At 61.6% G+C, this 22578-nt stretch carries 19 protein-coding genes; 8 read left to right on the top strand and 11 right to left on the bottom strand.

Annotated elements, in window-relative coordinates; translation table 11 throughout:
- Positions 1-227: 227 nt before the first annotated feature.
- From QRN48_RS07340 to QRN48_RS07360, 5 genes are all read left to right on the top strand, one after another.
- Complete coding sequence (locus QRN48_RS07340) at positions 228-1202, top strand: LysR family transcriptional regulator (protein WP_285349745.1); 975 nt, start codon at positions 228-230, stop codon at positions 1200-1202.
- A gap of 423 nt (positions 1203-1625) precedes the next feature.
- Positions 1626-3149, top strand: coding sequence for an amino acid ABC transporter permease/ATP-binding protein (locus tag QRN48_RS07345; protein ID WP_285349746.1), 1524 nt, complete (start codon positions 1626-1628; stop codon positions 3147-3149).
- Between the two features lie 35 nt (positions 3150-3184).
- Positions 3185-4057 carry a phytanoyl-CoA dioxygenase family protein gene (locus QRN48_RS07350; protein ID WP_285349747.1) on the top strand — a complete coding sequence of 291 codons (873 nt, stop codon included), beginning with the start codon at positions 3185-3187 and terminating at the stop codon, positions 4055-4057.
- Positions 4058-4083: 26 nt separating this feature from the next.
- Positions 4084-4917, top strand: coding sequence for a transporter substrate-binding domain-containing protein (locus QRN48_RS07355; RefSeq protein ID WP_285349748.1), 834 nt, complete (start codon positions 4084-4086; stop codon positions 4915-4917).
- Between the two features lie 59 nt (positions 4918-4976).
- Positions 4977-5723: a class II aldolase and adducin N-terminal domain-containing protein gene (locus tag QRN48_RS07360; RefSeq protein WP_285349749.1), complete on the top strand. Its 747-nt coding sequence runs from the start codon at positions 4977-4979 to the stop codon at positions 5721-5723.
- A gap of 67 nt (positions 5724-5790) precedes the next feature.
- On the opposite strand, the gene QRN48_RS07365 is transcribed toward QRN48_RS07360, so the two are convergent.
- Positions 5791-6933 carry an alpha-hydroxy acid oxidase gene (locus QRN48_RS07365; RefSeq protein ID WP_285349751.1) on the bottom strand — a complete coding sequence of 381 codons (1143 nt, stop codon included), beginning with the start codon at positions 6931-6933 and terminating at the stop codon, positions 5791-5793.
- A 1452-nt stretch (positions 6934-8385) separates the two neighbouring features.
- On the opposite strand from QRN48_RS07365, the gene QRN48_RS07370 reads away from it, so the two are divergent.
- Both QRN48_RS07370 and QRN48_RS07375 read left to right on the top strand, forming a co-directional pair.
- Positions 8386-9690: a tyrosine-type recombinase/integrase gene (locus QRN48_RS07370; RefSeq protein WP_285349752.1), complete on the top strand. Its 1305-nt coding sequence runs from the start codon at positions 8386-8388 to the stop codon at positions 9688-9690.
- Between the two features lie 326 nt (positions 9691-10016).
- Positions 10017-10259 carry a hypothetical protein gene (locus tag QRN48_RS07375; RefSeq protein ID WP_191943229.1) on the top strand — a complete coding sequence of 81 codons (243 nt, stop codon included), beginning with the start codon at positions 10017-10019 and terminating at the stop codon, positions 10257-10259.
- Between the two features lie 66 nt (positions 10260-10325).
- Here QRN48_RS07375 and QRN48_RS07380 read toward each other — a convergent pair whose 3' ends face one another.
- The 9 genes from QRN48_RS07380 to QRN48_RS07420 form a co-directional block, all read right to left on the bottom strand.
- Positions 10326-10679, bottom strand: a complete 354-nt coding sequence (locus QRN48_RS07380) for a RidA family protein (protein WP_285349755.1) — start codon at positions 10677-10679, stop codon at positions 10326-10328.
- A 9-nt stretch (positions 10680-10688) separates the two neighbouring features.
- Positions 10689-11882 carry an NAD(P)/FAD-dependent oxidoreductase gene (locus QRN48_RS07385; RefSeq protein ID WP_285349757.1) on the bottom strand — a complete coding sequence of 398 codons (1194 nt, stop codon included), beginning with the start codon at positions 11880-11882 and terminating at the stop codon, positions 10689-10691.
- A complete protein-coding gene (locus tag QRN48_RS07390; RefSeq protein WP_285349759.1) occupies positions 11875-13251 on the bottom strand; it encodes an FAD-dependent oxidoreductase in 1377 nt (458 codons plus the stop codon). The genes QRN48_RS07385 and QRN48_RS07390 overlap by 8 nt, the downstream gene beginning before the upstream one ends.
- Positions 13248-13601, bottom strand: coding sequence for a (2Fe-2S)-binding protein (locus QRN48_RS07395; protein WP_191943233.1), 354 nt, complete (start codon positions 13599-13601; stop codon positions 13248-13250). The genes QRN48_RS07390 and QRN48_RS07395 overlap by 4 nt, the downstream gene beginning before the upstream one ends.
- Positions 13591-14757, bottom strand: a complete 1167-nt coding sequence (locus QRN48_RS07400) for an NAD(P)/FAD-dependent oxidoreductase (protein WP_285349760.1) — start codon at positions 14755-14757, stop codon at positions 13591-13593. The genes QRN48_RS07395 and QRN48_RS07400 overlap by 11 nt, the downstream gene beginning before the upstream one ends.
- Positions 14754-15551 (bottom strand): ABC transporter permease, encoded by a 798-nt coding sequence (locus QRN48_RS07405; RefSeq protein ID WP_191943235.1) that lies wholly within the window; start codon positions 15549-15551, stop codon positions 14754-14756. Before QRN48_RS07405 ends, QRN48_RS07400 begins: the two co-directional genes overlap by 4 nt.
- A gap of 6 nt (positions 15552-15557) precedes the next feature.
- Positions 15558-16430 carry an ABC transporter permease gene (locus tag QRN48_RS07410; protein ID WP_285349763.1) on the bottom strand — a complete coding sequence of 291 codons (873 nt, stop codon included), beginning with the start codon at positions 16428-16430 and terminating at the stop codon, positions 15558-15560.
- Positions 16417-17490 carry an ABC transporter ATP-binding protein gene (locus QRN48_RS07415; protein ID WP_285349765.1) on the bottom strand — a complete coding sequence of 358 codons (1074 nt, stop codon included), beginning with the start codon at positions 17488-17490 and terminating at the stop codon, positions 16417-16419. Before QRN48_RS07415 ends, QRN48_RS07410 begins: the two co-directional genes overlap by 14 nt.
- Before the next feature lie 82 nt (positions 17491-17572).
- On the bottom strand, positions 17573-18649 hold the full coding sequence (locus tag QRN48_RS07420) for an ABC transporter substrate-binding protein (RefSeq protein WP_285349767.1): 1077 nt from the start codon (positions 18647-18649) through the stop codon (positions 17573-17575).
- A gap of 222 nt (positions 18650-18871) precedes the next feature.
- On the opposite strand from QRN48_RS07420, the gene QRN48_RS07425 reads away from it, so the two are divergent.
- Positions 18872-19762: a LysR substrate-binding domain-containing protein gene (locus QRN48_RS07425; RefSeq protein ID WP_285349769.1), complete on the top strand. Its 891-nt coding sequence runs from the start codon at positions 18872-18874 to the stop codon at positions 19760-19762.
- Between the two features lie 293 nt (positions 19763-20055).
- On the opposite strand, the gene QRN48_RS07430 is transcribed toward QRN48_RS07425, so the two are convergent.
- The gene (locus QRN48_RS07430; RefSeq protein WP_285349771.1) at positions 20056-22428 is read right to left on the bottom strand and encodes a membrane-bound PQQ-dependent dehydrogenase, glucose/quinate/shikimate family; all 2373 of its coding nucleotides are present in this window, start codon (positions 22426-22428) and stop codon (positions 20056-20058) included.
- Positions 22429-22578 lie beyond the last annotated feature (150 nt).

A 22578-nucleotide genomic window follows, 5' to 3' on the forward strand; every position in this document is an offset into this window, starting at 1 on the left:
CAGGGGGCCAGTGTGATCAAGGGAGGGTCTTAGGGAAATTCCGCTTTTTGAAGGTATAGGTTAGGAAAAACCGAACCCCCACTGATGCGTGGGCAAATGGATGTGGCACCTCGTCGCACACAGCTCGATCGCAGCAGCTCCGGCATGAACCGTGCACCGCGTAGTTGCAAACTGGTTCAGAGGGGCGCGCGGTTGCTCGCCCGCTCGTTATAGACGTGGAGGGCGTGATGCTCAGTCGTATTACTCAACGCCAGCTGGAATATTTCGTCGCGTCCGGCGAGGCTGGCAGCATCAGCGCAGCGTCGGAGCGCATTCATGTGTCGTCACCGTCCATCTCGGCGGCGATCACCCACGTGGAGGCCGAGCTGGGCATTCAGCTGTTCATTCGTCATCACGCCCAAGGCATCTCGCTCACGGCGGTTGGACGGCAGGTCATGCAAGAGGCCAAGCTGATTCTTGAACAGATGAGCAACCTTTATACGATTGCTTCGGAGTCGCTGAACACCGTGCGAGGCCCGTTGCGGGTGGGCTGCCTGCATTCGCTGGCGCCGATGATCACCCCGGAATTGGTGTTTGGCTTTGGCCGTGCTTTCCCTGGCGTGCGGATCACTCAGGTCGAGGGCGATCATGAGCAATTGCTGGAAAAGCTGCGCAGCGCCGAGATTGACATCGCGCTGACCTACGACCTGGCGGCCAGCGCCGACATCGACTTCCAGCCGTTGGCCAAACTGCCGCCTTATGTGATGGTCGGGGATTATCACCCGCTGGCGCATTTGCCGACCGTCAGCCTGCAGGACCTCGAATCCTTCCCGATGGTGCTGCTGGATATCCCCTGGAGCCGGGAATACTTTCTCAGTCTGTTCATTCAGGCGGGCACCACGCCGAACATCGTGATGCGCTCCAGCAACCTCGAAACCGTGCGCGCCATGGTCGGCAACGGTATCGGCTACACCATTGCCAACGCCCGTCCTAAAGGCAACATGTCCCAGGACGGCAAGCGCTTGATACGAATCCGTCTGGCGGGCGGACTGCACCCCCTGCAGCTGGGCTACGCCACGGCGACCAACGCTCAGCTATCGCGCGTTGTGTCTGCATTCACCGAGCGCTGCCGGATGTTCGTTTCCGATCAATACATTCCCGGGATGGCCGCGCCGAGCTTCTTCGATCCCCATGCCGTACGCCCGGCTCCTGCTGCCGTGTGATCTGGCGCACCACCGTCGATCATCCTGCGCAGGCGTGCCTGCTTCGGATTTTCTCGCCCCAGCTGTGAATCAGAAACGAATTTAAGCAACGCTTCCGCCCCCGCACACTCTTGGGACTGGATTAGCGAGGGACGAACAGCCGGGCGATGAATAGCGGGGCGCCGCACCGCTGTGTGGCGCCTGCCCGGGACTGGAAAGAGTTGTGCGCCATTTTGGCGCCATTGGCTCGCCTCGTCATTGCGCGTCGGGGCGGCAGATCACAACGGGGCGCTGCATCGGTTCTGCCTACGCACTGCTCCCGTTAATCCTAATTGACCGCGAGTGCCTCGCTCCACGAATCTCGTTTGATCGGTGTACACCGACAGACGCCTTCGAACGCGGCGCCCGGTTGCACATTCAGTTTTTTTGTAGAGCACAGCGACGATGACATTCGACTGGAATTACATGTTTGGTTTGCTGTTCGATGTCGAGTTCTGGAAGGCGACGTGGACCGTTATCAAGCTGAGCTTCGCCACTTGGGTCGTCAGTATCGGCCTGGGATTCTTCGTGGCTCTGGCCAAACAATCGAAGCGTCCGTTGTTGAGCGCACCGGCACGTGCCTACATCTGGCTGTTTCGCAGCGTGCCGCTGCTGGTGCTGCTGATTTTCGTCTACAACGTTCCTCAGGCCTTCCCGGCCGCATCGGCGGTGTTGGGTGATCCGTTCTGGGCCGGTCTGCTGGCGATGGTGCTTTGCGAAACCGCCTATGTGGCCGAGATTCATCGTGGCGGGCTGTTGTCCATTCACAAGGGCCAGGCCGAGGCCGCGCGAGCGTTGGGCCTCAGATTTTTCGGTACCCAGTGGCGGGTAGTCATCCCTCAGGCATTGCGGGTGGCGTTACCTTCGCTGGCCAACGAATACATCTCCATCGTCAAGCTCAGCTCACTGGTGTCGGTGATCTCGCTGACCGAAATCCTCATGGTGGGTCAGCGTCTGTACTCGCAGAACTTCCTGGTGATGGAAACGATGGCGGCGGTCGCGTTTTATTACGTTTTTATCGTCACCGTGTTTGACTTCCTGCTCAAGCGGCTCGAAAAGTTCCTGGACGTCAACCATCGCAATGTCTCCCGTGTGCCGGACGCCGAAGTGCTGGCGCTGGCGACCCAGCAGCGTGCAGTCGTGCAGCGTGCCACGCCCGTCGAACCGCAAGTTCCCGCTCTGCAGGCGACGCGTCTGCACAAGGCTTACAACGACGTGGAGGTGCTGGGCGCCGTCAGCTTGAATGTCCAGCCCGGTGAAGTGGTGTCGGTGATCGGGCCGTCCGGCTCGGGCAAGACCACGCTGATCCGTTTGCTCAATGGTCTTGAGCAGATCGACAACGGCGACATCAAGATCAATGGCCAGCCTTTCATTCATTTGAACCGGCAGGGCGCCCGGAAGCCGCAGTACGTGGAGCACGCCGATCACCGCCTGAACATCGGCATGGTGTTCCAGAGCTTCAACCTGTTCCCGCACCTGACCGTGCTCGACAACCTGCTGATGGCGCCGCGTTACCACCGCCTCGGCAGTCTGCCGGAACTGAAGCAACAGGCTTACGCCCTGCTGCACAAAGTCGGGATGCTCGATCACACCTGGAAGTACCCGCATCAGTTGTCCGGCGGTCAACAGCAACGTGTAGCCATCGCCCGGGCCTTGATGATGCGCCCGCAGATCATGTTGTTCGATGAGCCGACGTCAGCGCTGGACCCGGAGAAAGTCACTGAAGTGCTGCAGGTCATCGAAGCCCTCGCGCAGGAAGGCATCACCATGGTGATCGTGACCCATGAAATGAATTTCGCGTTCAAGGTCTCTGACCGGATCGTCTTCATGGAGAAGGGGCGCGTGGTCTGCGACGACAAGCCCCAGGTGCTGCGCAGCGGCAATAACCCACGCGTTGAAGCGTTTCTCAAAGACGTATCACTGGCGTGACCCTTTTATCGTGCGAGTTACAGGAAGGTAAAAACATGATCGAGCAGTCGCAGGTTGAGCAGTTCCAGCGGAACGGCTTTCTGGTAGTGGAAGGGGTGCTGGCGGCAGACGAAGTAGCGGCCTTGCAGCACGACTTCGATCAATGGGTGGAAGACAGTCGCGCTCACCAACAGGGCTGGGGCGAAACCATCGATGGCCGTTTGCGCTTTGACCTCGAAGGCGACCACCGCGCCGATCATCCTTCGTTGCGTCGGGTGAGTTCGCCGACCGAGATTTCACCGGCTTATCGGCGCGTCGCACTGCAATCGCGGATGGCGCAAATCTCTGCGCAGCTGATCGGTGGCGGCGGCACGCGTTTTCACCACAGCAAGATCAATTCCAAACTGCCGCACACCGCCACTCAGGTGAAGTGGCACCAGGATTTCCTGTTCACGCCGCACAGTAACGATGACATCGTCACTGCCTTGTTGATGATCAGCGAGGTCACGCCACAAAACGGCCCGCTGAACGTTATCCCCGGTAGCCATAAAGGCCCTCTGTGGTCGCACTGGCACGATCAGCGCTTCACCGGCGCAGTGGATGATCAGGTGGTCGAGGAGCATTGCCGGGAGCCGGTCGCCTGTTTCGGCCCTGCCGGTTCCGTGTGCTTCATGCACACCCGTTTACTGCACGCTTCAAGCGCTAACGAGACCGAACTGCCGCGCACGCTGTTCATCGGCGTGTATGCCGCTGAAGACGCGCTGCCATTCGGCGACAACCCCCTGCCCAGCGAGCATTCCGGCCTGATGGTGGCCGGTCAGGAAAGCGGCCTCGTGCGCTCCACGGCTAACCAGATGCGCTTGCCGCAGAAGCCACGTGGCGCCTCTTTCTTTGTGCAGCAAGCCGGACAAGACCTAGCCACTGCCTGACTTCTTAAACCTTGCGGGGATACACCATGACAGCGTTGCACAAGATTGTTCGTCCTATCGCCCTGAGCCTGATGGGCGCAGCGGTTGCAGTGACCTCGTTGGCGGCTTCGGCCTTTCAACAGGACGGCAAGATCATTGCCGGTTCCGACGTCACGTTTTTCCCCTACGAATACATGGACAACAACCGCCCGGCCGGCTTCGACATCGAATTTCTCGACGGTCTGGGCAAGGTCATGGGGCGCAAGGTCGAAACCCTCGACACGCGCTTTCCGAACCTGATCACGGGTTTGCAGGGCGGCCGCTTCGACCTCACCAACTCCTCGATGTACGTCACCGCCGAACGGCTGAAAGTCATCGACATGATCCCGTACCTCAAAAGCGGCGAATCGATCCTGGCGCTCAAGGGTGCCGAGTTCCAGCCCAAGCGTCCTGAAGATTTCTGCGGCCACAAGATCGGCTCGATGGCCGCGACCGCCTGGTTGCAGCAGATGCACAAACTGTCCGATGAGTACTGCGTGAAGAACGGTTTGCAGCCCATTGCAATAAGTGAATACGCCACTGACCCGCAAACCACTCAGGCGATGCTCGCGCACGCTGTCGACGCGCAGATCACTGACGCGGCCGTGGCCCGTGGTGTGGTCGAGAAACTCGGTAATCGTGTGGTGATTTCCTCCGACACGCTGATCTACCCGGTGCTCAACGGCTGGGGCGTGAAGAAGGGCAACGACGCAGTCAAGAACGGGCTGGTCGAGGCGCTAAATAAATACCGCGTCACCCCTGAGTACGCCGCCCTGATGAAGAAATACAACTTCCAGGCACCGACCGACGAAGACATCGCGACCCTGATGCCCAAGCCCTGATACCAGCCTATAGCGTGTGACCGCCTCTGAATGCGGTCACGCCCTGCGGAGAAAGACTGATGGCGTTAACACTTGAAGAACAGGCAGTCGAGAAGCAGGCGCGCATCGATCTGGCGGCGACCTTTCGTATCATTGCCCACCTGGGCATGCACGAAGCGGTGGCCAACCATTTCAGTGCCGCGGTCTCGGCTGATGGCAAAAAGTTTCTGATCAACCCGAAGTGGAAACACTTCTCGCGCATCCGCGCCAGTGACCTGCTGATCCTGGACGCAGACGACCCGGCCAGTGCCGATCACCCGGAAGTGGACTCGACGGCCTGGTCGATTCACGGACAGATCCACCAGCGCCTTCCGCAGGCGCGCGCGGTCCTGCATCTGCACCCGGTCTACACCACAGCCGTGGCGTGCCTGGCCAACCCTCATATACCGCCCATCGACCAGAACACCGCGCGCTATTTCAATCGCGTGGCCGTGGACGGCATGTACGGTGGCATGGCTGACACTGAGGCGGAAGGGGAGCGCCTGGCCGGATTGCTGGATGGCAAAAGCCGATTGCTGATGGGTAACCATGGGGTCATGGTGATCGCGCCGAACATCGGCGAAGCGTTCGATGACATCTGGACCCTGGAGCGTGCCTGTCAGATTCTGGTGACGGCATGGTCCACTGGCCAGCCGTTGCGGGTGCTGTCTGACGACGTCGCTGAAAGGACCGCAAAGGGCTGGGAGGGGATCACCGATTTCTCCCGTCGGCATTTTGAGGAAATGAAGCAGTTGATGATCGACGCCGATCGCTCACTGCTCGATTGAGGCCCGCAAAGACTTGGCGCCACACCCATCGGGTGCTGGCGCCAGACTCAGGCCGCCCGTCCAGGGCTCAGCCGTTGAGCAGAATGGTGTGGTCCACGTCGCGGATGTCAGTCCTGCCGCAGAACGCCATGGACAGGTCCAGCTCGTTTCGGATGAGTTCCAGCGCCGTGCTCACGCCTTGTTCCCCCAGAGCGCCCAGCCCGTACAGCATGGCGCGCCCGACGTAGGTTCCGCGGGCGCCAAGGGCAATGGCCTTGAGCACATCCTGCCCCGAACGAATGCCGCCATCCAGATGCACTTCGGCGTAATCGCCTATCGCGTCAACGATCGCCGGCAGCGCGGCAATCGACGAGCCCGCGCCATCGAGTTGCCGTCCGCCGTGGTTGGACACGATGACCGCGTCAGCGCCGTGTTCGACCGCCAGGCGCGCATCTTCAGGGTCCTGAATGCCCTTGACAATCAGCTTGCCGCCCCAACGCTGCTTGATCCACGTCACATCCTGCCAGGACAGCCCCGGGTCGAACTGATCCCGGGTCCAGTCCGCCAGTGAACTGATGTTGTCCACGCCCTTGGCGTGTCCAACGATGTTGCCGAACTGGCGGTTGCGGGTGCGCAGCATGTTCAGGCACCACCGCGGTTTGCTGAGCATGTTGGCAATGTTGCCCAGGGTCGGTTTGGGCGGTATGGAGAGCCCGTTTTTCTTGTCCTTGTGTCGCTGACCGAACACCTGAAGGTCCATGGTCACCACCAGCGCCGAACAGTTGGCGTTGCGTGCGCGGTCGATCAGATCTTCGACGAAGGACCGATCTCGGGTCACGTACAGTTGGAACCAGAAGGGGTGACGCTCGGTCGCCTGGGCCACTGCTTCAATCGAGCAAATGCTCATGGTCGAGAGGGTGAACGGGACGCCGAATGTCTTCGCGGCACGGGCCGCGAGAATCTCGCCGTCAGCGTGCTGCATGCCGGTGAGCCCCGTCGGTGCGATGGCCACCGGCATGCTGACCGCAGTCCCGACCATCGCGCTAGCGGTGCTGCGCCGGGTAATGTCGAATGCGACGCGCTGCCGAAACTCCAGGCGCTGAAAATCCGCTTCATTGGCGCGGTAGGTGTATTCAGTCCACGAGCCGCCGTCGACGTAGTCGTAAAACATGCGCGGCACGCGTTTGCGCGCAAGCGTGCGCAGGTCTTCGATGCAGGTGATTTCAGCCATGGATTCCCTATCGACACAGGCGTGTCCGGGTGAATGAAGCCTCAAGCTTCACACCGGACGACGATCGACAAAACCAGTATTGAGGCGGGGTAGTGGTTAGGCAAAAGCGATGCCTGGTAATGGCTTTAGCCGGGAATGCTTCAACCTCCAGTCGATGCACCATCTCGATGTTAACCCCAAGCCTTGTGGAGCTGAGCAAAGGAGTCGGGTCGTAGTGGCGTGTCAGCCTGTTGTCTGAGATTGCATCGATAAAACCAACCCAGACCGTGACCTCTACGATCAGCTGCACCGGTTAAGCGCTGGCCAGATTCGCTGGATATGTTGAGGAGATGGGGGTAACGGTTGTACCAGAGGTGTCTGCTCTTACGTCCTTCAAGTGCCCCGATGAGATGGCCGGGTTACAGAGACAGTGTGAGGAGGAGGTGTATGTGACTGGCGTCCAGCCGGTACGATCATCAGAGGCAAATCTGATTTTAGGTATCGGTTACCGCGCTACCAACCAAAGCCCGACACATAATTTAACATAATATACATTATGCGTAACAGGATGTTTCGTTATCAGGGTGGTTGGGTGCGCGCATTTCACCAGGGCTCTCGAGTCCGTCTCGCCCAGCACCCTCATCCTGGCTATCTCAATGTGCTCGACCCAAGCGGCTTCGATCTCGGCCATGCATGTTCCTGCCATTCGTTACCGCTACATCGGCGCTGATCAACCAGCGCCGTTCCGTCTGCATGACACAGATCCGGTCAGTTGCTGAACACCGCAACCACGTTGAGCGACTGGTCGATTGCTGCGTGGCTTTCTAATAACGCTGATCAATCATTAACGGCCACTCATCAGGGCCGAGTCTTCAGCGCATCGCCAATCATCATGCACAGGGACAGTCCCGTCTGAAGCTCGGGCATAGTCAACCAAAGTCATTCTTTACAACGACAATCATGTGAGTACCCGACATCAGCTAAGCGCACGGCAACCGCAGGCCCGGGCTGGCAAATGCATCCGTCTCAGCCCGCAGCAAGCCGGCCTCCCGAGACCGCCACCTAACATCTAGGCCGGGAGCCATCCACATAAGTCGGCCAAGCTAGAGCTCCTCGCTGACCCACCGCAGTTGCCCAGCCTTGCAACCCAAAACCCACCCAACCCAGCAAATACGGGGTTGCGCGCAGCCAACATAGCTGCGGATAGTTGTACTTTCTTAGCAGAAACCCATCGAAACAGGCACTTAGCGTGAATCAGCTCACCTAAAACAGCCGGCTCACAAAACGTTAAACGCTGGACAGTCTTCAGCTAGCCGGAACAATCGCTTATCGGGCCCAGGGTTTAACGCCCGGCACTAGCACACCCCCCGCCACAAATGCAATATCCGATAACTGTCAGACCCGGATATTGCATATAGGCCCAAGCTGCACGATCATGCGGCGACCTCCCGCGTTGTCAGCAAGCGAATTCTCATGCCCGCGCCATCATCACCTCATCCGCTGTTCGAAACCTACGCGAAGTTCGGCGAGCTCAATTTCAGCTCCTTAAAGGAAGAGCTCCCCGCTATCCGGGAATATCTGGAGCAATTCCCTGCCGAGATCCAAGCCATCGAAGGCTATCGCGCCGTGCGCAGCTTTCTCAAGTCCTACGCCGGCAATGAGTCCACGTTCAACTCGTACCGTACTCATGTCGAACGCCTGCTGCTGTGGACGCTGGTGAAATCCCGCACGCCCCTGCTCGCCATGCGCCGCACCCAGGCCGAGAGCTTCATGGAGTTCTGCCTGGCGCCCGACCCTGCCTGGGTCGGTCCGGTGGTGAAATCCCGTTTCAACCGCATCGGCGCGCGCAAAAAAACCGCGACCGATACCTTTGTGCTCAACCCCGACTGGCGCCCGTTCAGCCAGACCGTCGCCAAAGAAGAACGCAAGCGCGCTCAAGAGCAAAACCGTCCCGCCCAGCAGGACGCTTACCGACTGGCGCAAGGCTCTATCGCGCAGATTTTCGCGGTGTGCGGCAGCTTCTTCCAGCATGCCATCGACGAGGGTTTTTGCGAGCAGAACCCGTTCCGCGCGGTGAAGCAAAAGAGCAAATACAAAGAACGCAACACCGACAATCAGGACACCCGCATCCTGACCTCGCTGCAGTGGGATTTCGTGCTGGAGACCGCAGAGCTGCTGGCCACCGAGGACCCGAGGTACGAGCGCACCCTGTTTATCGTGGCGACGATCTTTGCCATGTACCTGCGCGTTTCCGACCTGGTCGGCCGAGACAACTGGAAGCCGACCATGGGGGATCTGCGCAAGGACGGCGCCGGCAATTGGTGGTATCACGTGGTCGGCAAAGGAAACAAGGCCGGCAAAATCAGCGTGCGCGACGACTATGTCGAGAACTACCTCAAACGCTGGCGGCTGCATCAGGGCCTGTCTCCCCTGCCCGGCTTTCGTGAAAGCACGCCCCTGATTGCCACTCAGCGGGGTCGCGCCGGCTTGTCAGACCGGCATATCCGCGTGCTGTTGCAGCAAGTGTTTGATCGCGCGCTGCAGCGCATGCAGGCCGAACACTGGCCGGACGAAGACGTGGGCCGCCTGCGCGCCGCGTCGTTGCACTGGCTGCGCCACACCTCGGCGACCTTCGACGCGCCGCACCGGGACATGAAAGACCTGCAGGTGGATTTGCGTCACAACAGCCTCAGCACCACGCAGAACGTCTACTACAACTCCGAGGACGAGAAACGCGCGTACTCGGTCAAGCGCCTGCCGATGAAAGAGCGTACCTGACGAATCCCGCTTCACAGGCCGGATAGTAGACCCGCCAAGCGTCTGCTTGCGTAACGGCTACAGGGATTGCGCTTCCCCGCTATACGGAGTTGGCTGCGCTGTCGCCCGCGTGGTAGACGCAACCTGGCACGGCAACCTGCACGATTAAGTAGAGTTGGCGTCAAATAAACAACGGCCCGCGTGACCGAATTTTCACTGGATCCAAAAAAGCGTCATATTCCCGACGAAATGCACGACCACCACATTGCCTTCTGCCAGCACCAGCCCTCAAACTTGGCACCACAAGAGCTGTCCTCGCCGTGATTTGCCTGAAAGGAATGTGAGCAATGAAGAGCATATTTATGGTCGTAATGAGCATGTGTTCCGGCGCGGAAGGTTGCCTGGATGAGAACCAGCCCACCGCCTATTCGACGCGCGCCGAATGCATTGAAAGCATTGCCATGATGCCCGCCAGGAAGGGCATCAGATACCGCTGTTCGTCAGTGCCGCAGGTGCTCGTGACCCAACAGCGACGCAGTACCAAAAACCATCTTGTGACCAACTCCGCCGAAGCGTCTGTCAGCCCGTAAGTGACAACGCCGGCCCAGGTCTAACCCCGGCCCGGCGCAGTGTTCAATTCAGCATGAACGCCTGATTCAGCCTGCGGCTACCACGGTAATTTCCACCAGCAAATCCGGTGCAGCCAGTCGTGATTCAACGGTCGCCCGCGCCGGAGCATGCCCTTCCGGCGCCCAGGCATCCCACACTTCATTCATGCCCGCGAAATCCGCCGCGATGTCCGAAAGCCAGACCTGGGCGGTGAGAATCCGCGTCTTGTCCAAGCCGGCTTTTGCCAGGTAGTTATCGATTTTCTCCAGCACTTGCGCTGTTTGCCCCTTGATGTCCAGCGTGCGATCCGTCGCGGTCTGCCCGCCAAGGAAGGTGAAGCCGTTGCACTGCACGACGCGGCTCATGCGTTGATTGGTTTCGATACGGTTGATGTCCAGCATGGGTAACTCCTAGTGGGATGACAGGGAAATATCGGTTGGGTGAGTGAGGTGGGCACTCCTTATATCAGTCAGCTCGGGCATGGCAGCGAAACGGCCGACATCAAAGGCGTCCAGCGAAATATCGGAGTGCTCGCCGAGGATCTGCTGGGCCAGACGCTTGCCGGTGCCAGGCCCCATCTGAAAGCCGCTGCCGCAGAAGCCGAAGGAATAACTCAGGTTACTGGCCTTGCGGCTGGCCCCGATGACGGGTAAATCGTCCGCCGTGAACGCCTCGACGCCCGCCCAGATGCGGTTGACGCCCAAGTGTTTGAGATGGGGAAACAGGTCAGTGACCGTACGGGCGCTGATACTCAGCCGGGTGAGATCGACTTCACCGTGACGCCCCGGAAAATCCACCGTGCCGATCAGTTTGCCGCCGATCACCACCGTGCCGTTGGCAAATTGTTTAAACGACAGTGAGCGACCGGTCGCGCCCAGTACCGGGGCACAAAACGGCGCAACCCGATGAGTGACCATCAGCATCAGCCCTTCAGGGTGAGCCGGCACCGATTCGCCGACCTGCTCGGCCAGTTCGCGCGCCCAGGCACCGGCGGTGATGACCAAATGTTCGGCGCTGAATACCCATGCGGGCGTACTGACCTGCCAGCGGCTGCCGCGTTGTTCAATGCGCTGCGCCGGCGTGGTTTCCAGCACCTTCACGCCGAGCCGCTGCGCCGCGCGGCGGAAGCTGGTCACGGTTTTGTAAGGCACGGCATAGCCATCGTCCTTGACCCAGATCCCGCCCACCACATGCCGGGCAACGGTCGGGATGATGTCGAAAACCTCTTGCTCGTCTACCAGCACTTCATGGGTGTAACCGAGGCGTTGCAGGTGGGCGACACGCTGCCGGCACTCTTCCAGTTCGGCGGGCGTTTCGGCCAGCTTCAACTGGCCGCTGGGCACAAAACCGCCATCTTCGCCCAGCGTTTGCGCCAGCTCGTGCCACAGCGCACGGGATGACAGGGCCAGGGGGATTTCGGCGTCGTGGCGACCAAGCGTGCGCACGCCACCTGCATTGACGCCCGACGCGTGGCGACCGCAGTAGTCCGCTTCCAGCACCGTGACCGCCACGCCGCTTTGGGCCAGATGAAAGGCCGTGCTCAAGCCGTGGATGCCACCGCCGATGACCAGCACGTCGCTGTGTTGACCGCCTTTTTCAGTCACCGGCCAGTTCTTCCAGGGTGATGGGCTTGATCGGTGGACGGATGCGGTAGTACCCCACCTCCTCGGCCGTGACGCCGCGAGCCTTGGCGATGACTTCGGTGACCGTCAGGCCGCACATCCGGCCCTGACAGGGCCCCATGCCGCAGCGGCCGAACGACTTGGCCTGATTGGGACCGGCACAGCCCAGCGCGACAAATTTGCGCAGGTCCCCCGCCGTGACCTCCTCGCAGCGGCACACCATGACGTTATCAGCGGGGATGCGATTCTCTTCCCGCGGCTGGTACAGCGCATCGAGAAACGGGCGGATGCGCAGATTCAACGCCAGCCGCTCGCGCAGTGTCGCGGCGCGCGGGTCGCGCTGGCCCGGTTCAATCGCCCCCAGGCGCCGGGCAATCCCTAGCCCCGCCAGCTCGCCCTGCAGCGCAGCGGCTTGCGCACCGCCAATGCCGGCGCCGTCACCGGCGGCGAAAATACCGGGCACGTCCAGCTCGCCCCATGCGTCGACCACCGGGCTGAAGCACAGTTGATCCGCGTCCCAGTAATGCCGTGCGCGCAATGACTGACTGAACTGGATGTTCGGCACGACGCCCTGATGCAGCAGCACGCAGCGGCTGTCGATACGCTGCGCCTTGCCCGCGATGGTGAACGTCAGCGCGGTGGCAGCCTCGTCGCCTTCCACGGCCAGCTGTTCGGCAGCTGTGTAGTGAGGGATGTGCGCGCTGCGCAGGCTGCGCATCAACTCCAGACCTTTGCGCAGATACGGCCAGGCGCGCAGCGCGGCGAACAGGTGACGTCGTGCGCGCCAGTAATCCTCAGGTCGGGTGGTGTCGACCAGCGCCTTGATCGGCACACCGGCGCGCAGGTATTGCCAGCCCAGCAAATACAGCAGCGGGCCGCAGCCAGCCAGCACCACCGGTTCGCTCGGCGCAAGGCCGGCGCTTTTCAACAGAATCTGCGCGGCGCCCGCGCTCATGACACCGGGCAAGGTCCAGCCCGGAATCGGGAATGGTCGCTCCATGGCCCCGGTAGCCAGCAGCACTGCTTTGGCCTGCAGGGTGTGCAGGCGCCCATCGCGCAAGTAACTGACCTGATGGTCCCGCGTGACCTGCCACACCGCGGCGCCTTTTTCATAACGCACCGAGGACAACGCCAATGCCTGCGCCAGCACGTTGCCGTGGGCGTAGTCCGGGCCCAGCAGGTCGCGCCGCGACAACGGCGCCAGGGTGATGCCGCGGTAAATCTGCCCGCCCGGACTGCCCTGCTCGTCCAGCAACACCACCTGCAGGCCCAGCCCGGCCAGTGCAACGGCCCCCGCCATGCCGGCGGCACCTGCGCCAACGACCACCACATCCACTGCAGAATGGCTCATGACTGCACCTCGACAGCTTGCACGCTGACAGGCTGGAAGATCAGGTCCCGGGCGCCTTCCTGTGAGCGGATACGCATACCGTCCGCCACCTCGATGAGGCAGCTCTGCCGATTGGGCGCGCCGTCGATTTCGACCAGGCATTCAAAACACACCCCCATCATGCAATACGGCGCGCGCGGGGATTCGCTGACCGGCGTGGCGCGAAAGCGATGGATGCCCGACATCAGCAGCGCTGCCGCCACACTGATGCCCGCCGGCACTTCGAGGGTTTCATCGTTGAAGCTCAGGCTGACGGTCCGCGTCGAGCGGACCTCACTCATGACCGGTTGAAACAGCGGATCAGTGCGCATGGGAAAACACCTTGTCAGTCAAAAACCGCTCGCCGGCAAACACCCCGAGCTCGTCTGGCATCGCGCCGCCCATGACCCATGGCGCAATGCGCAGGGCGTGTGCGGCGGCCAGGGTCACACCGCTGTGGCAGGTCACGACGAAAGCGCCCGGGTGAGTGGCCGATTGCTGATAAATCGGAAAACCATCCGGGCTCATGACCCGGAGCGCGGCCCAGGCACGAATCAGGCGCACATCACGCAGCAGCGGAAACGTCGCCACGCCGCGTCGGGCGATGGCCTCCAGCACATGGGTCGAAGTGTTGTCATCGAAACCCACCTCCTCCATCGAATCGCCCAGCTGCACCGTGCCTTCGTCGGTCTGCCGTACGTTGATGGTCGGGTGATCGAGAAACGGCCGCACCCGCTCGCTGACCAGCACCTGGCCGCGATTCGGCGCCACCGGCGCATGCAAGCCCACTTGCCGGGCAAGCCCTGGGTTGCCCAAGCCAGCGGCGAGGACCACACGCGGCGCAACGAAGCGCTGACTGCCCGCAGTGACGCAAAACTCGCCCGCCGAGCCGTCGAGACGATCGACCTGCACGCCGTTGTAAAAGCGCGCGCCTTTGTTTTGCGCCGAGGTGTGCAGCGCCCGCAGCAGCTTCAACGGATTGACGTGACCGTCTTGAGGCGTATAGCTGGCGCCGACGACGGTGGGCCCGATCAACGGCAGGCGCGCCTTGAGGTCAGCAGCGTCGAGCATCTGGAACGGGTAGTCGCCCAGCGCGTCCTGCAGCGTTTGCAGGCGCGACTGGCGTTCGAGCATCTCTTCGTCGCTGAAGCACATATGAAAGCCACCCGGCTGCCTGAGCTGCACGTCCACCCCGCTGTCGGCCATCAGCGCCTCGGCAAAGCCTGGCCAGCGCGTGGCGGAAGAGCGTGTCCAGCGCGAGTAATCCGGCAGATCGTGGCCTTTGCCCTGCACCCACACCAGCCCGAAATTACCCCGCGAAGCGCGAAACGCGTCGTCGCCCTGATCGAGCACCACCGTGTCGGCGCCTTCTCGCGCCAGGCCGTAGGCCACCGCGGTGCCCACCAACCCGCCACCGATCACGATCACGTCGGACTCAATGACGCCCTGTTCGCGCTGTTGAAGGGCGTGTTGTGTGCTCTGGCTCATTTGCCTTCTCCAATCAACACCCGGTCCAATCCGACCATGCGGTCCAATATCAACATCAGCAGCAGCGTGCCGACGATCAGCACCGTTGACACTGCGGTGATCAACGGATCGATGGTCTGGGAAATCTGGTTGTACATGGCCACCGGCAACGTCGTGGTGCCGGGTGTGGCGACGAACACGGTCATCGTCAATTCATCAAAACTTTGAATGAACGCCAGCATCCAGCCGCCAACCACGCCAGTGCGAATCCTCGGCAGCACCACGCGGTAAAACGCCGTCCAGCGGCTGGCGCCCAGGGACAGCGCAGCCTGTTCGATGTCACGCTCCAGGCCGATGGTCGAGGCCAGGGTCAGACGCAATGCGTAGGGCAGCACGACGATGACGTGGGTCAGGGTCAGCGCCCAGAACGATCCGCCGATCTGCGCCAGGGAGAAGAAGCGCAGAAAGGCAATGCCGAGTACCACCGACGGAATCATCAACGGCGACAGCAGAAAGCCGGTTACCGCGCCCCGCCCGGGAAAGTCATAACGACTGATCGCCAGTGCAGCGGGAATCGCCAGCAGCGCGGCAATGGTCGCCGAGGCCAGGCCCAGCTTGATCGACAGCGCGAAGGCATCGAGCATCTCCTGGTTCTCGGCCAGCGCCCTGAACCAGCGCAGCGACAAGCCCTCGGTGGGCAGCGACAGGTAACCCTTGCTGGTGAACGCCATCGCCATCACCACCACCAGTGGTGCCACGATGAAGGTCACGAACAGGGCATGGAACAGCAGCGAGAAAAATCCGTTCTTGTGCATGGTCGGCTACTCGAAAACTTGCTTGAAGCGGCGCTCGGCCAGCTTGCTGCAACCCAGAATGATGATCAGGTTGGCCAGCAGCAACAGCATCGCGATGGCCGCGCCGAGGGGCCAGTTGAGGGTGCCGAGGAACTCGTCGTAGGCGGCCGTGGCGACCACTTTGAGGCGTCGCCCACCGATGATCGCCGGGGTGGCAAAGGCAGAAGCTGCCAAGGCGAAGACGATGATCGAGCCGGACAGCACGCCGGGCATGATCTGCGGCAGGATGATGCGACGGAACACCGTCAGCCGAGACGCGCCGAGGGAGAGCCCCGCCCATTCCACCTGCAAGTCCAGGCGCTGCAACGTCGCCCATACCGCAATGACCATGAACGGCACCAGCACGTGGGTCAGGGCGATGATCACCCCGACCTGGGTAAACAGCATTTTCACCGGCTGCTCGGTGATCCCCAGGGCTTGCAGCGCATCGTTGATCAGGCCGTTATTGCCCAGCAGGATGGCCCAGCCGAGGGTGCGCACCACCACTGAAATCAGCAGCGGGCCCAACACCACCAGCAAAAACAGCGAGCGCCAGCGCGGCGCCATGCGCGCAATGATGATGGTTTCCGGAATGCCCAGCAGTACGCACAGCACCGTGACCGCCAGAGCCATGCCGCCTGTGCGCAGGAAGATCTCGTGGAAATAATCGTCCTTGAACACCTCAACGTAGTTGCCGGGGCTGTAGGCAGGCATGACGCCTTCAGTGTCGCTGAACAGGTTCAGCGAGAGCACCGCGGTCAGCAACAGCGGCGCCAACAGCAGCGCGACAAACACCAGCAGCGCCGGCCCGCTGAGCAGCCACGGCGCCACGCCCACCCGTTCGGCGTCATACGTGGCCATGGGCGACCTCCCGATCCAGCAGACGCAAATCATCGTCCGACCAGTCCAGCCCGACCTCGCTGCCCTCCTCCGGCGGCGGCGTGCCCAGGTTCGGCTGGGTCATGTGTACCAGCCCCAGACGGCTCCCCACCGCCATCAGCCAGAGATTGCCGAGGAACACCCGCAGCCTGACACGCCCCGCCAGACGCCCGCTGCCCACGGCCACCAGGCGGATTTTTTCCGGGCGGATGTAGACATTGACGTCATTGCCCAGCGCGCGGTCTTCGTGGGGCACGTGCATCAGGGTGTCCTGCACCTGCACATGGCAGCAGCGATCGTTGCGCAGCTGGACGGCGCCGGCGAACGCGTTGGTCTTGCCCAGAAACGCCGAAGCGAATGGCGAATGCGGGCGCTCGTAGGCTTCGTACGGGGTGTCGATCTGCACGATACGGCCCTTCTGCATCACCGCGATGCGGTCGCTCATGGTCATCGCTTCGACCTGATCGTGGGTCACCAGAATGGTGGTAATGCCCAGCTCGCGTTGAATGGCCCGAAGTTCGATGTGCATCTCTTCGCGCAGCTTGGCGTCGAGGTTGGACATCGGCTCGTCGAGCAGCAGCAGGTTGGGACGAATCGCCAATGCCCTGGCAATCGCCACGCGCTGACGCTGCCCACCCGACAGGGCTTTGGGGTAACGCTCGCCCAGCCCGGCCAGGCGCACCAGTGCCAGCGCTTCGTCGACCCGCTTGCTGCGCTCGGCCTTGGGCACGCCGCGCATCTCCAGGCCGAAGCTGATGTTCTGCGCCACGGTCATGTGCGGGAACAGTGCGTAACTCTGGAAGACGATGCCAAGGCCGCGCTGTTCCGGGCGCACGTGGGTGATGTCGCGGCCGTTGAGGACAATGCGGCCTTCGGTGGGCTGAACGAAGCCGGCAATCGATTGCAATGTGGTGGTCTTGCCGCACCCGGACGGGCCGAGCAAGGCGATGAACTCGCCGTGGCGGACTTCCAGGTTCAAACCGTCAATGGCCCTGAACGAGCCGTAGGTCTTGACGATGCCTTCAAGGGTGAGAAATGCCATGGGCGTGCCACGCAGGCGAACCTGCGTCTCCGGAAGGATGCTTGGAAAGATCGAATGAATGACCGCGACGATGGAACGACCGTTAGCGCTCGACGGTGCGGTTCCAGCGTGTGGTCCACTCGCCGCGCTGTTGGTTGATGGTGTCCCAATCCACCTTGATCAGCGCGTTGACCTTGTCCGGCCCGTACGGCATGCGGGCGGCAACATCGTCTGGCAGCTCGACGGTCTGATTCACCGGCGCGAAGCCATTCTCGCGGGCCTGGATCTCCTGCACTTCAGGCGACAGCACATATTGAATGAACGCCTGGGCGAGTTCGGACTGCGCATTGGGGGTGACGCTGCAGGCAGCGACTTGCAGAGCGATGCCGCCTTCTTTCGGGTAGATGAATTTCAAGGGAAACCCGGTGCCCTGCAACGCCACGGCCCGACCGCTGCCGTACACCGCCATGACGATGTCGCCGTTCTGCATCATGCCGTCCATCTCGCCCGGCGCCGACACCCACGCCAGCACGTTCGGGCCGATTTCGTCTTTGAGCGCCTTGAAGCCAGGGTCGATGTTCTTCTCCCCGCCGCCTCGCAGTCGGGCCATCTCCACCAGCGTGTGCAGGCCGTAGGTGTTGGTCACCGGCGGCATACCGAGCAGTTGCTTGAAGCGGGGGTCGGTGAGGTTTTCCCAGGAATCCGGCGCTGCCCAGCCGCGCTTTTTGAACGCCTCTTCGTTGTAGCCGATGCCGGTCGCCACTACGCCAATGCCGGTGGCTTCCGGGCTCAACCGTGCCAGCGGATAGAGATCCTTGTAGATGGGCGCGTCGGTGAGTTTTTCGCAGAGGCCCATCTGCAACGCCTGATACATCGGGCCGTCGTCCATCATCGCCACGTTGATTTGCTGCCGACCCTTCTGCGCCTGCAACTTGGCCAGGGTTTCCGTCGAGTTGCCGGCGACGTACACCACCTTGACGTTGTGCTGTTTTTCAAACGCGGGGATGACACGGTTTTTGTACATCTGCTCGGTAGAGCCGCCAACACCGGCCACATACAGCGTGGTCTCGGCGAAGGCCGGCGTGCTGCTCAGGCCGGCCAGCGTCAGGGCAATGGCCACTGCGCTGCGGTGGAAGGGACGAAACGGTCGTGCTGCGAGGGAATGATCAAGGCTTTTCACAGACTATCTCCGAAGTGCATGGGGCAGATCGAACAATGCGTCAGTCGCTTCGGCGTGACCCGAAGCCATGCATGCGCTGGGCATGCTCCCGGCGAAATCCGTCGCGGGGTGGCGCATCTTCATGTGCGCTATGGGTGGCTGGTTCGAGTATTGCGACAGCTCATCCATGTGGTCAAATACGGATATCCGCCTTAGTTATTCATATTTGATATGGAGCGCAGCATGAACCTGAGACAGATCGAAGCCTTTCGCAGCGTCATGCGCCTGGGTTCCATGACCGCTGCCGCCGAGGTGATGTTTACCTCGCAGCCGAACATCAGCCGATTGATTGCCCAGCTTGAGCTCAGCACCGGGTTGACCCTGTTCAAGCGCGCCGGGGTCAGGCTGATTCCGACTCAGGAGGGTCAGGCGTTCTTTCAGGAGGTGGAGCGGGCCTACGTCGGGCTGGACAGCCTCAAGCTGTCAGCAAAGAACATCCGCAATCTAGGCACGGGTCGTTTGCGGGTGGCGGCGGTGCCCTCGACGGGTCTGAGCATGATCCCGCAGGTGCTGAAGACGTTTACCGAATCGCGGCCGGAGCTGACCGTGTCGCTGCATGTGAATTCCTCGCCCACCGTGGAGCAGTGGGTGAAGTCGCAGTTTTGCGACGTCGGTATCGTGGTGCATCCGGGCGATGTCGACAGTGAGCAGATCGAGTTGCTTAGCGAGGTGGCGGCCGTTTGCGTGCTGCCTGCCGCGCATCCTTTGGCCCGCCGCGAGCAGATCACGTTCACCGACCTGGAGGGTGAAACCTTTGTGTCGCTGTGCCACGGCGACGGTACCCGAGCGTTGGTGGATGGATTGTTCGAACAGGCGGGTGTCGAACGGGTGATGACGGTGGAGGCGCAGTACAGCGCGATCAACTGCGAGATGGTGGCCCTGGGCATGGGCATCACCCTCGCCCACCCGTTGGTGGCGCGTGACTATCGGCACCGGGATATCGTCATCCGCCCGTTTGTGCCGCAGATTCTATTCCCCACCTACGTCATGTGGGCCTCGGCGCAGGCACGCACGAAACTCTCCGAAGAATTCGTTGATACGCTGAAAGCGTTCTACCGGAACATCGTTTTTTAGGGCTGAATGCGGCTGCATTGCGGCAGCGCCGCTGCTCGGTGATGCGACATATGCAGCATGGTAGGACCGGCTTTAGCCGGGAAGAGGCCAGTGTGAGCGGCGCATATTCAGCGGTGTGACATCCGGAGCCTTCCCGGCTAAAGCCAGTCCTGCAGGGTGGCCGCATATCCATAGTGGGACCCGGCTTCAGCCGGGAAAAGGCCGGTGTGAGCACCCTCGAATGTGCGGGATGCCATTACAAAAAAGGCCGTGACGCATCACTGCGTCACGGCCCGGGTTCAGCGCCTATCAGGTCAATCCAGACGGAACGCGATCACGCTGTCGCCCAAGGTGGTGCCGAGCGAGCCGTGTCCGCCCGCGGAGATGACGACGTATTGCTTGCCGTCACTGCCCATGTAGGTCGACGGCGTAGCCTGGCCGCCGGCCGGCAGCTCTTTCTCCCAGACGACGGCACCGGTGTTGATGTCGTACGCGCGGATGAAGTTGTCTGCCGTGGCGCCGTGGAACACGATTCCGCCGGCGGTGACCAGCGGGCCACCGTGGGCGACCATGCCCATCGGGAAGCCGATCGGGAAGCGGCCCGGCAGGAACGTCGTCTTCAGGTTTTTGGTGGTGCCGGTGCGACGCATCCATTCGGTTTTGCCGGTGGTCAGGTCAACCCCGACCATACGGCCCCACGGCGGCGCGATGCAGGGTACGCCCAGCTCCGAGGCAAACTGCTTGATACGAATCGCGTAGTCACCTTTGAAGTTCTCGTTCCAGTACGGCGTGCCGTCCTGGGTGAACAGCCGCTTGTCGGCGGTCTCCGGGGTGCGCTTGATCAGGTTGTAGGTATAGGCCAGACGCACCGGTGCGGCGATCAGTATCTGGCGATCCGGATCAACCGCCACCGAGCCCCAGTTGAACGCCCCGATGTTGCCCGGAAAAATCAACGAGCCCTGCTCGGTGCTCGGCGTCCACGGATTGCCGTCGTAGCGCAGCTTGTTGTAGGTGGTGCGGCAGGACATCTGATCGAACGGCGTCAGGCCCCACATCGATTTTTCGCTCAATGCTTCGGGGATGAAGTTGATCTTGGAAACCGGCTGCGTCGGCGCGAAGTGCTCACCTGCCACGCCGCCCTCGGTCGACACCTTGACCTGATCAACCGGGATGATCGGAGCGCCGGTCAGCCGGTTCAGTACAAAGATGTTGCCCACTTTGGTTGGCAGAATCAGCGCGGGCTGCTTGTAGCCGTCCTTGCCAACGTCCATCAAGGTCGGTTGCGAAGGATTATCGCGGTCCCACAGGTCGTTGTTCGAGGACTGGAACTTCCACTTGAACGCACCGGTGTTGAGGTCCAGCGCCACCAGCGTGTCGCGGAATTTCTCAGTGTTGCTGTTCGGGTCGCGGTTGATGCCCAGTTCGTCCGGCGAGGCGTTGCCGAAGGGCACAAACACCAGGCCATTCTTCAGGTCGGCGCTCAATGTGCCCCACGCCACTGGCGTGTCTTGAGGGTAGGTCTGATCCGCCGCAATCGGCTGGGTCGCTTCCGGGTGCGCCGGGTCGAAATTCCACACCAGCTTGCCAGTCACCGCGTTGTAGGCGCGGATGACGCCTGACGGGTTGCCGTCGTTGAAGCCGTTGTCCATCACCGAGCCGCCGACGATGACCAGGTCACCGGCAACGAGCGGCGCGGCGGTCTGCATCAGCGCGTGGGGACGAACCTCGCCCATGTTGGCGCTCAGATCGACAACGCCATTGCTGCCGAAATCGCCGCACAGCTTACCGGTGTCAGCGTCCAGCGCCACCAGCCTGGCGTCCGTCGTGGCAGTGAGGATGCGCTTGGCACACAACCCCGGCGCTGCATCGGCGGTGCTCGCCGCAGCGGGCGCGTAGTAGCTGACGCCGCGGCACGTCTGGTGCTGCTGCAGATACGAGCGGTTCTTCTCCGGCACCCACGTCCAGTCCGGCTTGCCGGTTTCCGGGTTGAGCGCGTGCACCTCGTTGTGCGCCGTGCAGACGTACACTCGGTTGTTGACCTTCAGCGGCGTGGCTTCAAAGGTGTACTCGCCCGCATCCTTGGCCGCATCGCGCAGGTCGCCGGTGTGGTATTCCCAGACCACCGAGAGCTTTTTAACGTTGCCCGTGTTGATCTGATCGAGGCTGGAAAACCGCTGTCCGTTGCTGGTACCGCCGTAAGCCACCCAGTCATTGCCGGCTTCATCGCTGCTGCGCGCCGCCACAGGGTTTTCGATTTTGCCGGCGACCGGGTACGGGTCGTAGAACATCACCGCCAGGACGATCAGGATCATCACGCCCACGGTGCCGCCCAGAAACGGATGAAAGCGGCGGCTGTCACCCGGCTGCTGCGCTTGATAAAGCGGGCGTACCACCGACGGCAACGCCAGCCACAGACCCAGCAGTGCGAACAAGTCGCCGCGCGGAATCCACTGCCATTTGTCGAAGCCGACTTCGTACAGAATCCAGATCAGAATCCCCCACATCAACAGGGCATAAACGGTCAGCGCGGATTTCTTCTTCAGAAACAGCAGCACCCCTGAGGCCAGTATCGCCAGCGCAATAATCGAATACGCCGCCGATCCCCCAACGGCCACCAGTTGCGCGCCCATGTACAACAGGGCAATGGCAAATATCGCCATCACCACGCCAGTCACTCTCAAAATCATTGTTGTTGTTCCGTATTGTCGCCCGTGTCAGAGCCCGAGTTGGAAGTGCGCGATGCCGGCGATGTACGCCGGCCCGTTACGCCACGTGATCTCGGCCATATTAACGCCGACAGCGGTCAACCCGGAACACTTTGTTACAGGCGCGCAAGC

The sequence above is a fragment of the Pseudomonas sp. ME-P-057 genome (assembly GCF_030208975.1).
Classification (GTDB): domain Bacteria; phylum Pseudomonadota; class Gammaproteobacteria; order Pseudomonadales; family Pseudomonadaceae; genus Aquipseudomonas; species Aquipseudomonas lutea.

What these genes read in the sequence shown, in the direction of transcription:
- QRN48_RS07400 (WP_285349760.1), bottom strand. Translation starts at nt 14,757, where the DNA reads ATGAGCCAGAGCACACAACACGCCCTTCAACAGCGCGAACAGGGCGTC.
- QRN48_RS07345 (WP_285349746.1), top strand. Translation starts at nt 1,626, where the DNA reads ATGACATTCGACTGGAATTACATGTTTGGTTTGCTGTTCGATGTCGAG.
- QRN48_RS07425 (WP_285349769.1), top strand. Translation starts at nt 18,872, where the DNA reads ATGAACCTGAGACAGATCGAAGCCTTTCGCAGCGTCATGCGCCTGGGT.
- QRN48_RS07430 (WP_285349771.1), bottom strand. Translation starts at nt 22,428, where the DNA reads ATGATTTTGAGAGTGACTGGCGTGGTGATGGCGATATTTGCCATTGCC.
- QRN48_RS07355 (WP_285349748.1), top strand. Translation starts at nt 4,084, where the DNA reads ATGACAGCGTTGCACAAGATTGTTCGTCCTATCGCCCTGAGCCTGATG.
- QRN48_RS07415 (WP_285349765.1), bottom strand. Translation starts at nt 17,490, where the DNA reads ATGGCATTTCTCACCCTTGAAGGCATCGTCAAGACCTACGGCTCGTTC.
- QRN48_RS07365 (WP_285349751.1), bottom strand. Translation starts at nt 6,933, where the DNA reads ATGGCTGAAATCACCTGCATCGAAGACCTGCGCACGCTTGCGCGCAAA.
- QRN48_RS07370 (WP_285349752.1), top strand. Translation starts at nt 8,386, where the DNA reads ATGCCCGCGCCATCATCACCTCATCCGCTGTTCGAAACCTACGCGAAG.
- QRN48_RS07380 (WP_285349755.1), bottom strand. Translation starts at nt 10,679, where the DNA reads ATGCTGGACATCAACCGTATCGAAACCAATCAACGCATGAGCCGCGTC.
- QRN48_RS07390 (WP_285349759.1), bottom strand. Translation starts at nt 13,251, where the DNA reads ATGAGCCATTCTGCAGTGGATGTGGTGGTCGTTGGCGCAGGTGCCGCC.
- QRN48_RS07395 (WP_191943233.1), bottom strand. Translation starts at nt 13,601, where the DNA reads ATGCGCACTGATCCGCTGTTTCAACCGGTCATGAGTGAGGTCCGCTCG.
- QRN48_RS07410 (WP_285349763.1), bottom strand. Translation starts at nt 16,430, where the DNA reads ATGGCCACGTATGACGCCGAACGGGTGGGCGTGGCGCCGTGGCTGCTC.
- QRN48_RS07350 (WP_285349747.1), top strand. Translation starts at nt 3,185, where the DNA reads ATGATCGAGCAGTCGCAGGTTGAGCAGTTCCAGCGGAACGGCTTTCTG.
- QRN48_RS07340 (WP_285349745.1), top strand. Translation starts at nt 228, where the DNA reads ATGCTCAGTCGTATTACTCAACGCCAGCTGGAATATTTCGTCGCGTCC.
- QRN48_RS07360 (WP_285349749.1), top strand. Translation starts at nt 4,977, where the DNA reads ATGGCGTTAACACTTGAAGAACAGGCAGTCGAGAAGCAGGCGCGCATC.
- QRN48_RS07405 (WP_191943235.1), bottom strand. Translation starts at nt 15,551, where the DNA reads ATGCACAAGAACGGATTTTTCTCGCTGCTGTTCCATGCCCTGTTCGTG.
- QRN48_RS07375 (WP_191943229.1), top strand. Translation starts at nt 10,017, where the DNA reads ATGAAGAGCATATTTATGGTCGTAATGAGCATGTGTTCCGGCGCGGAA.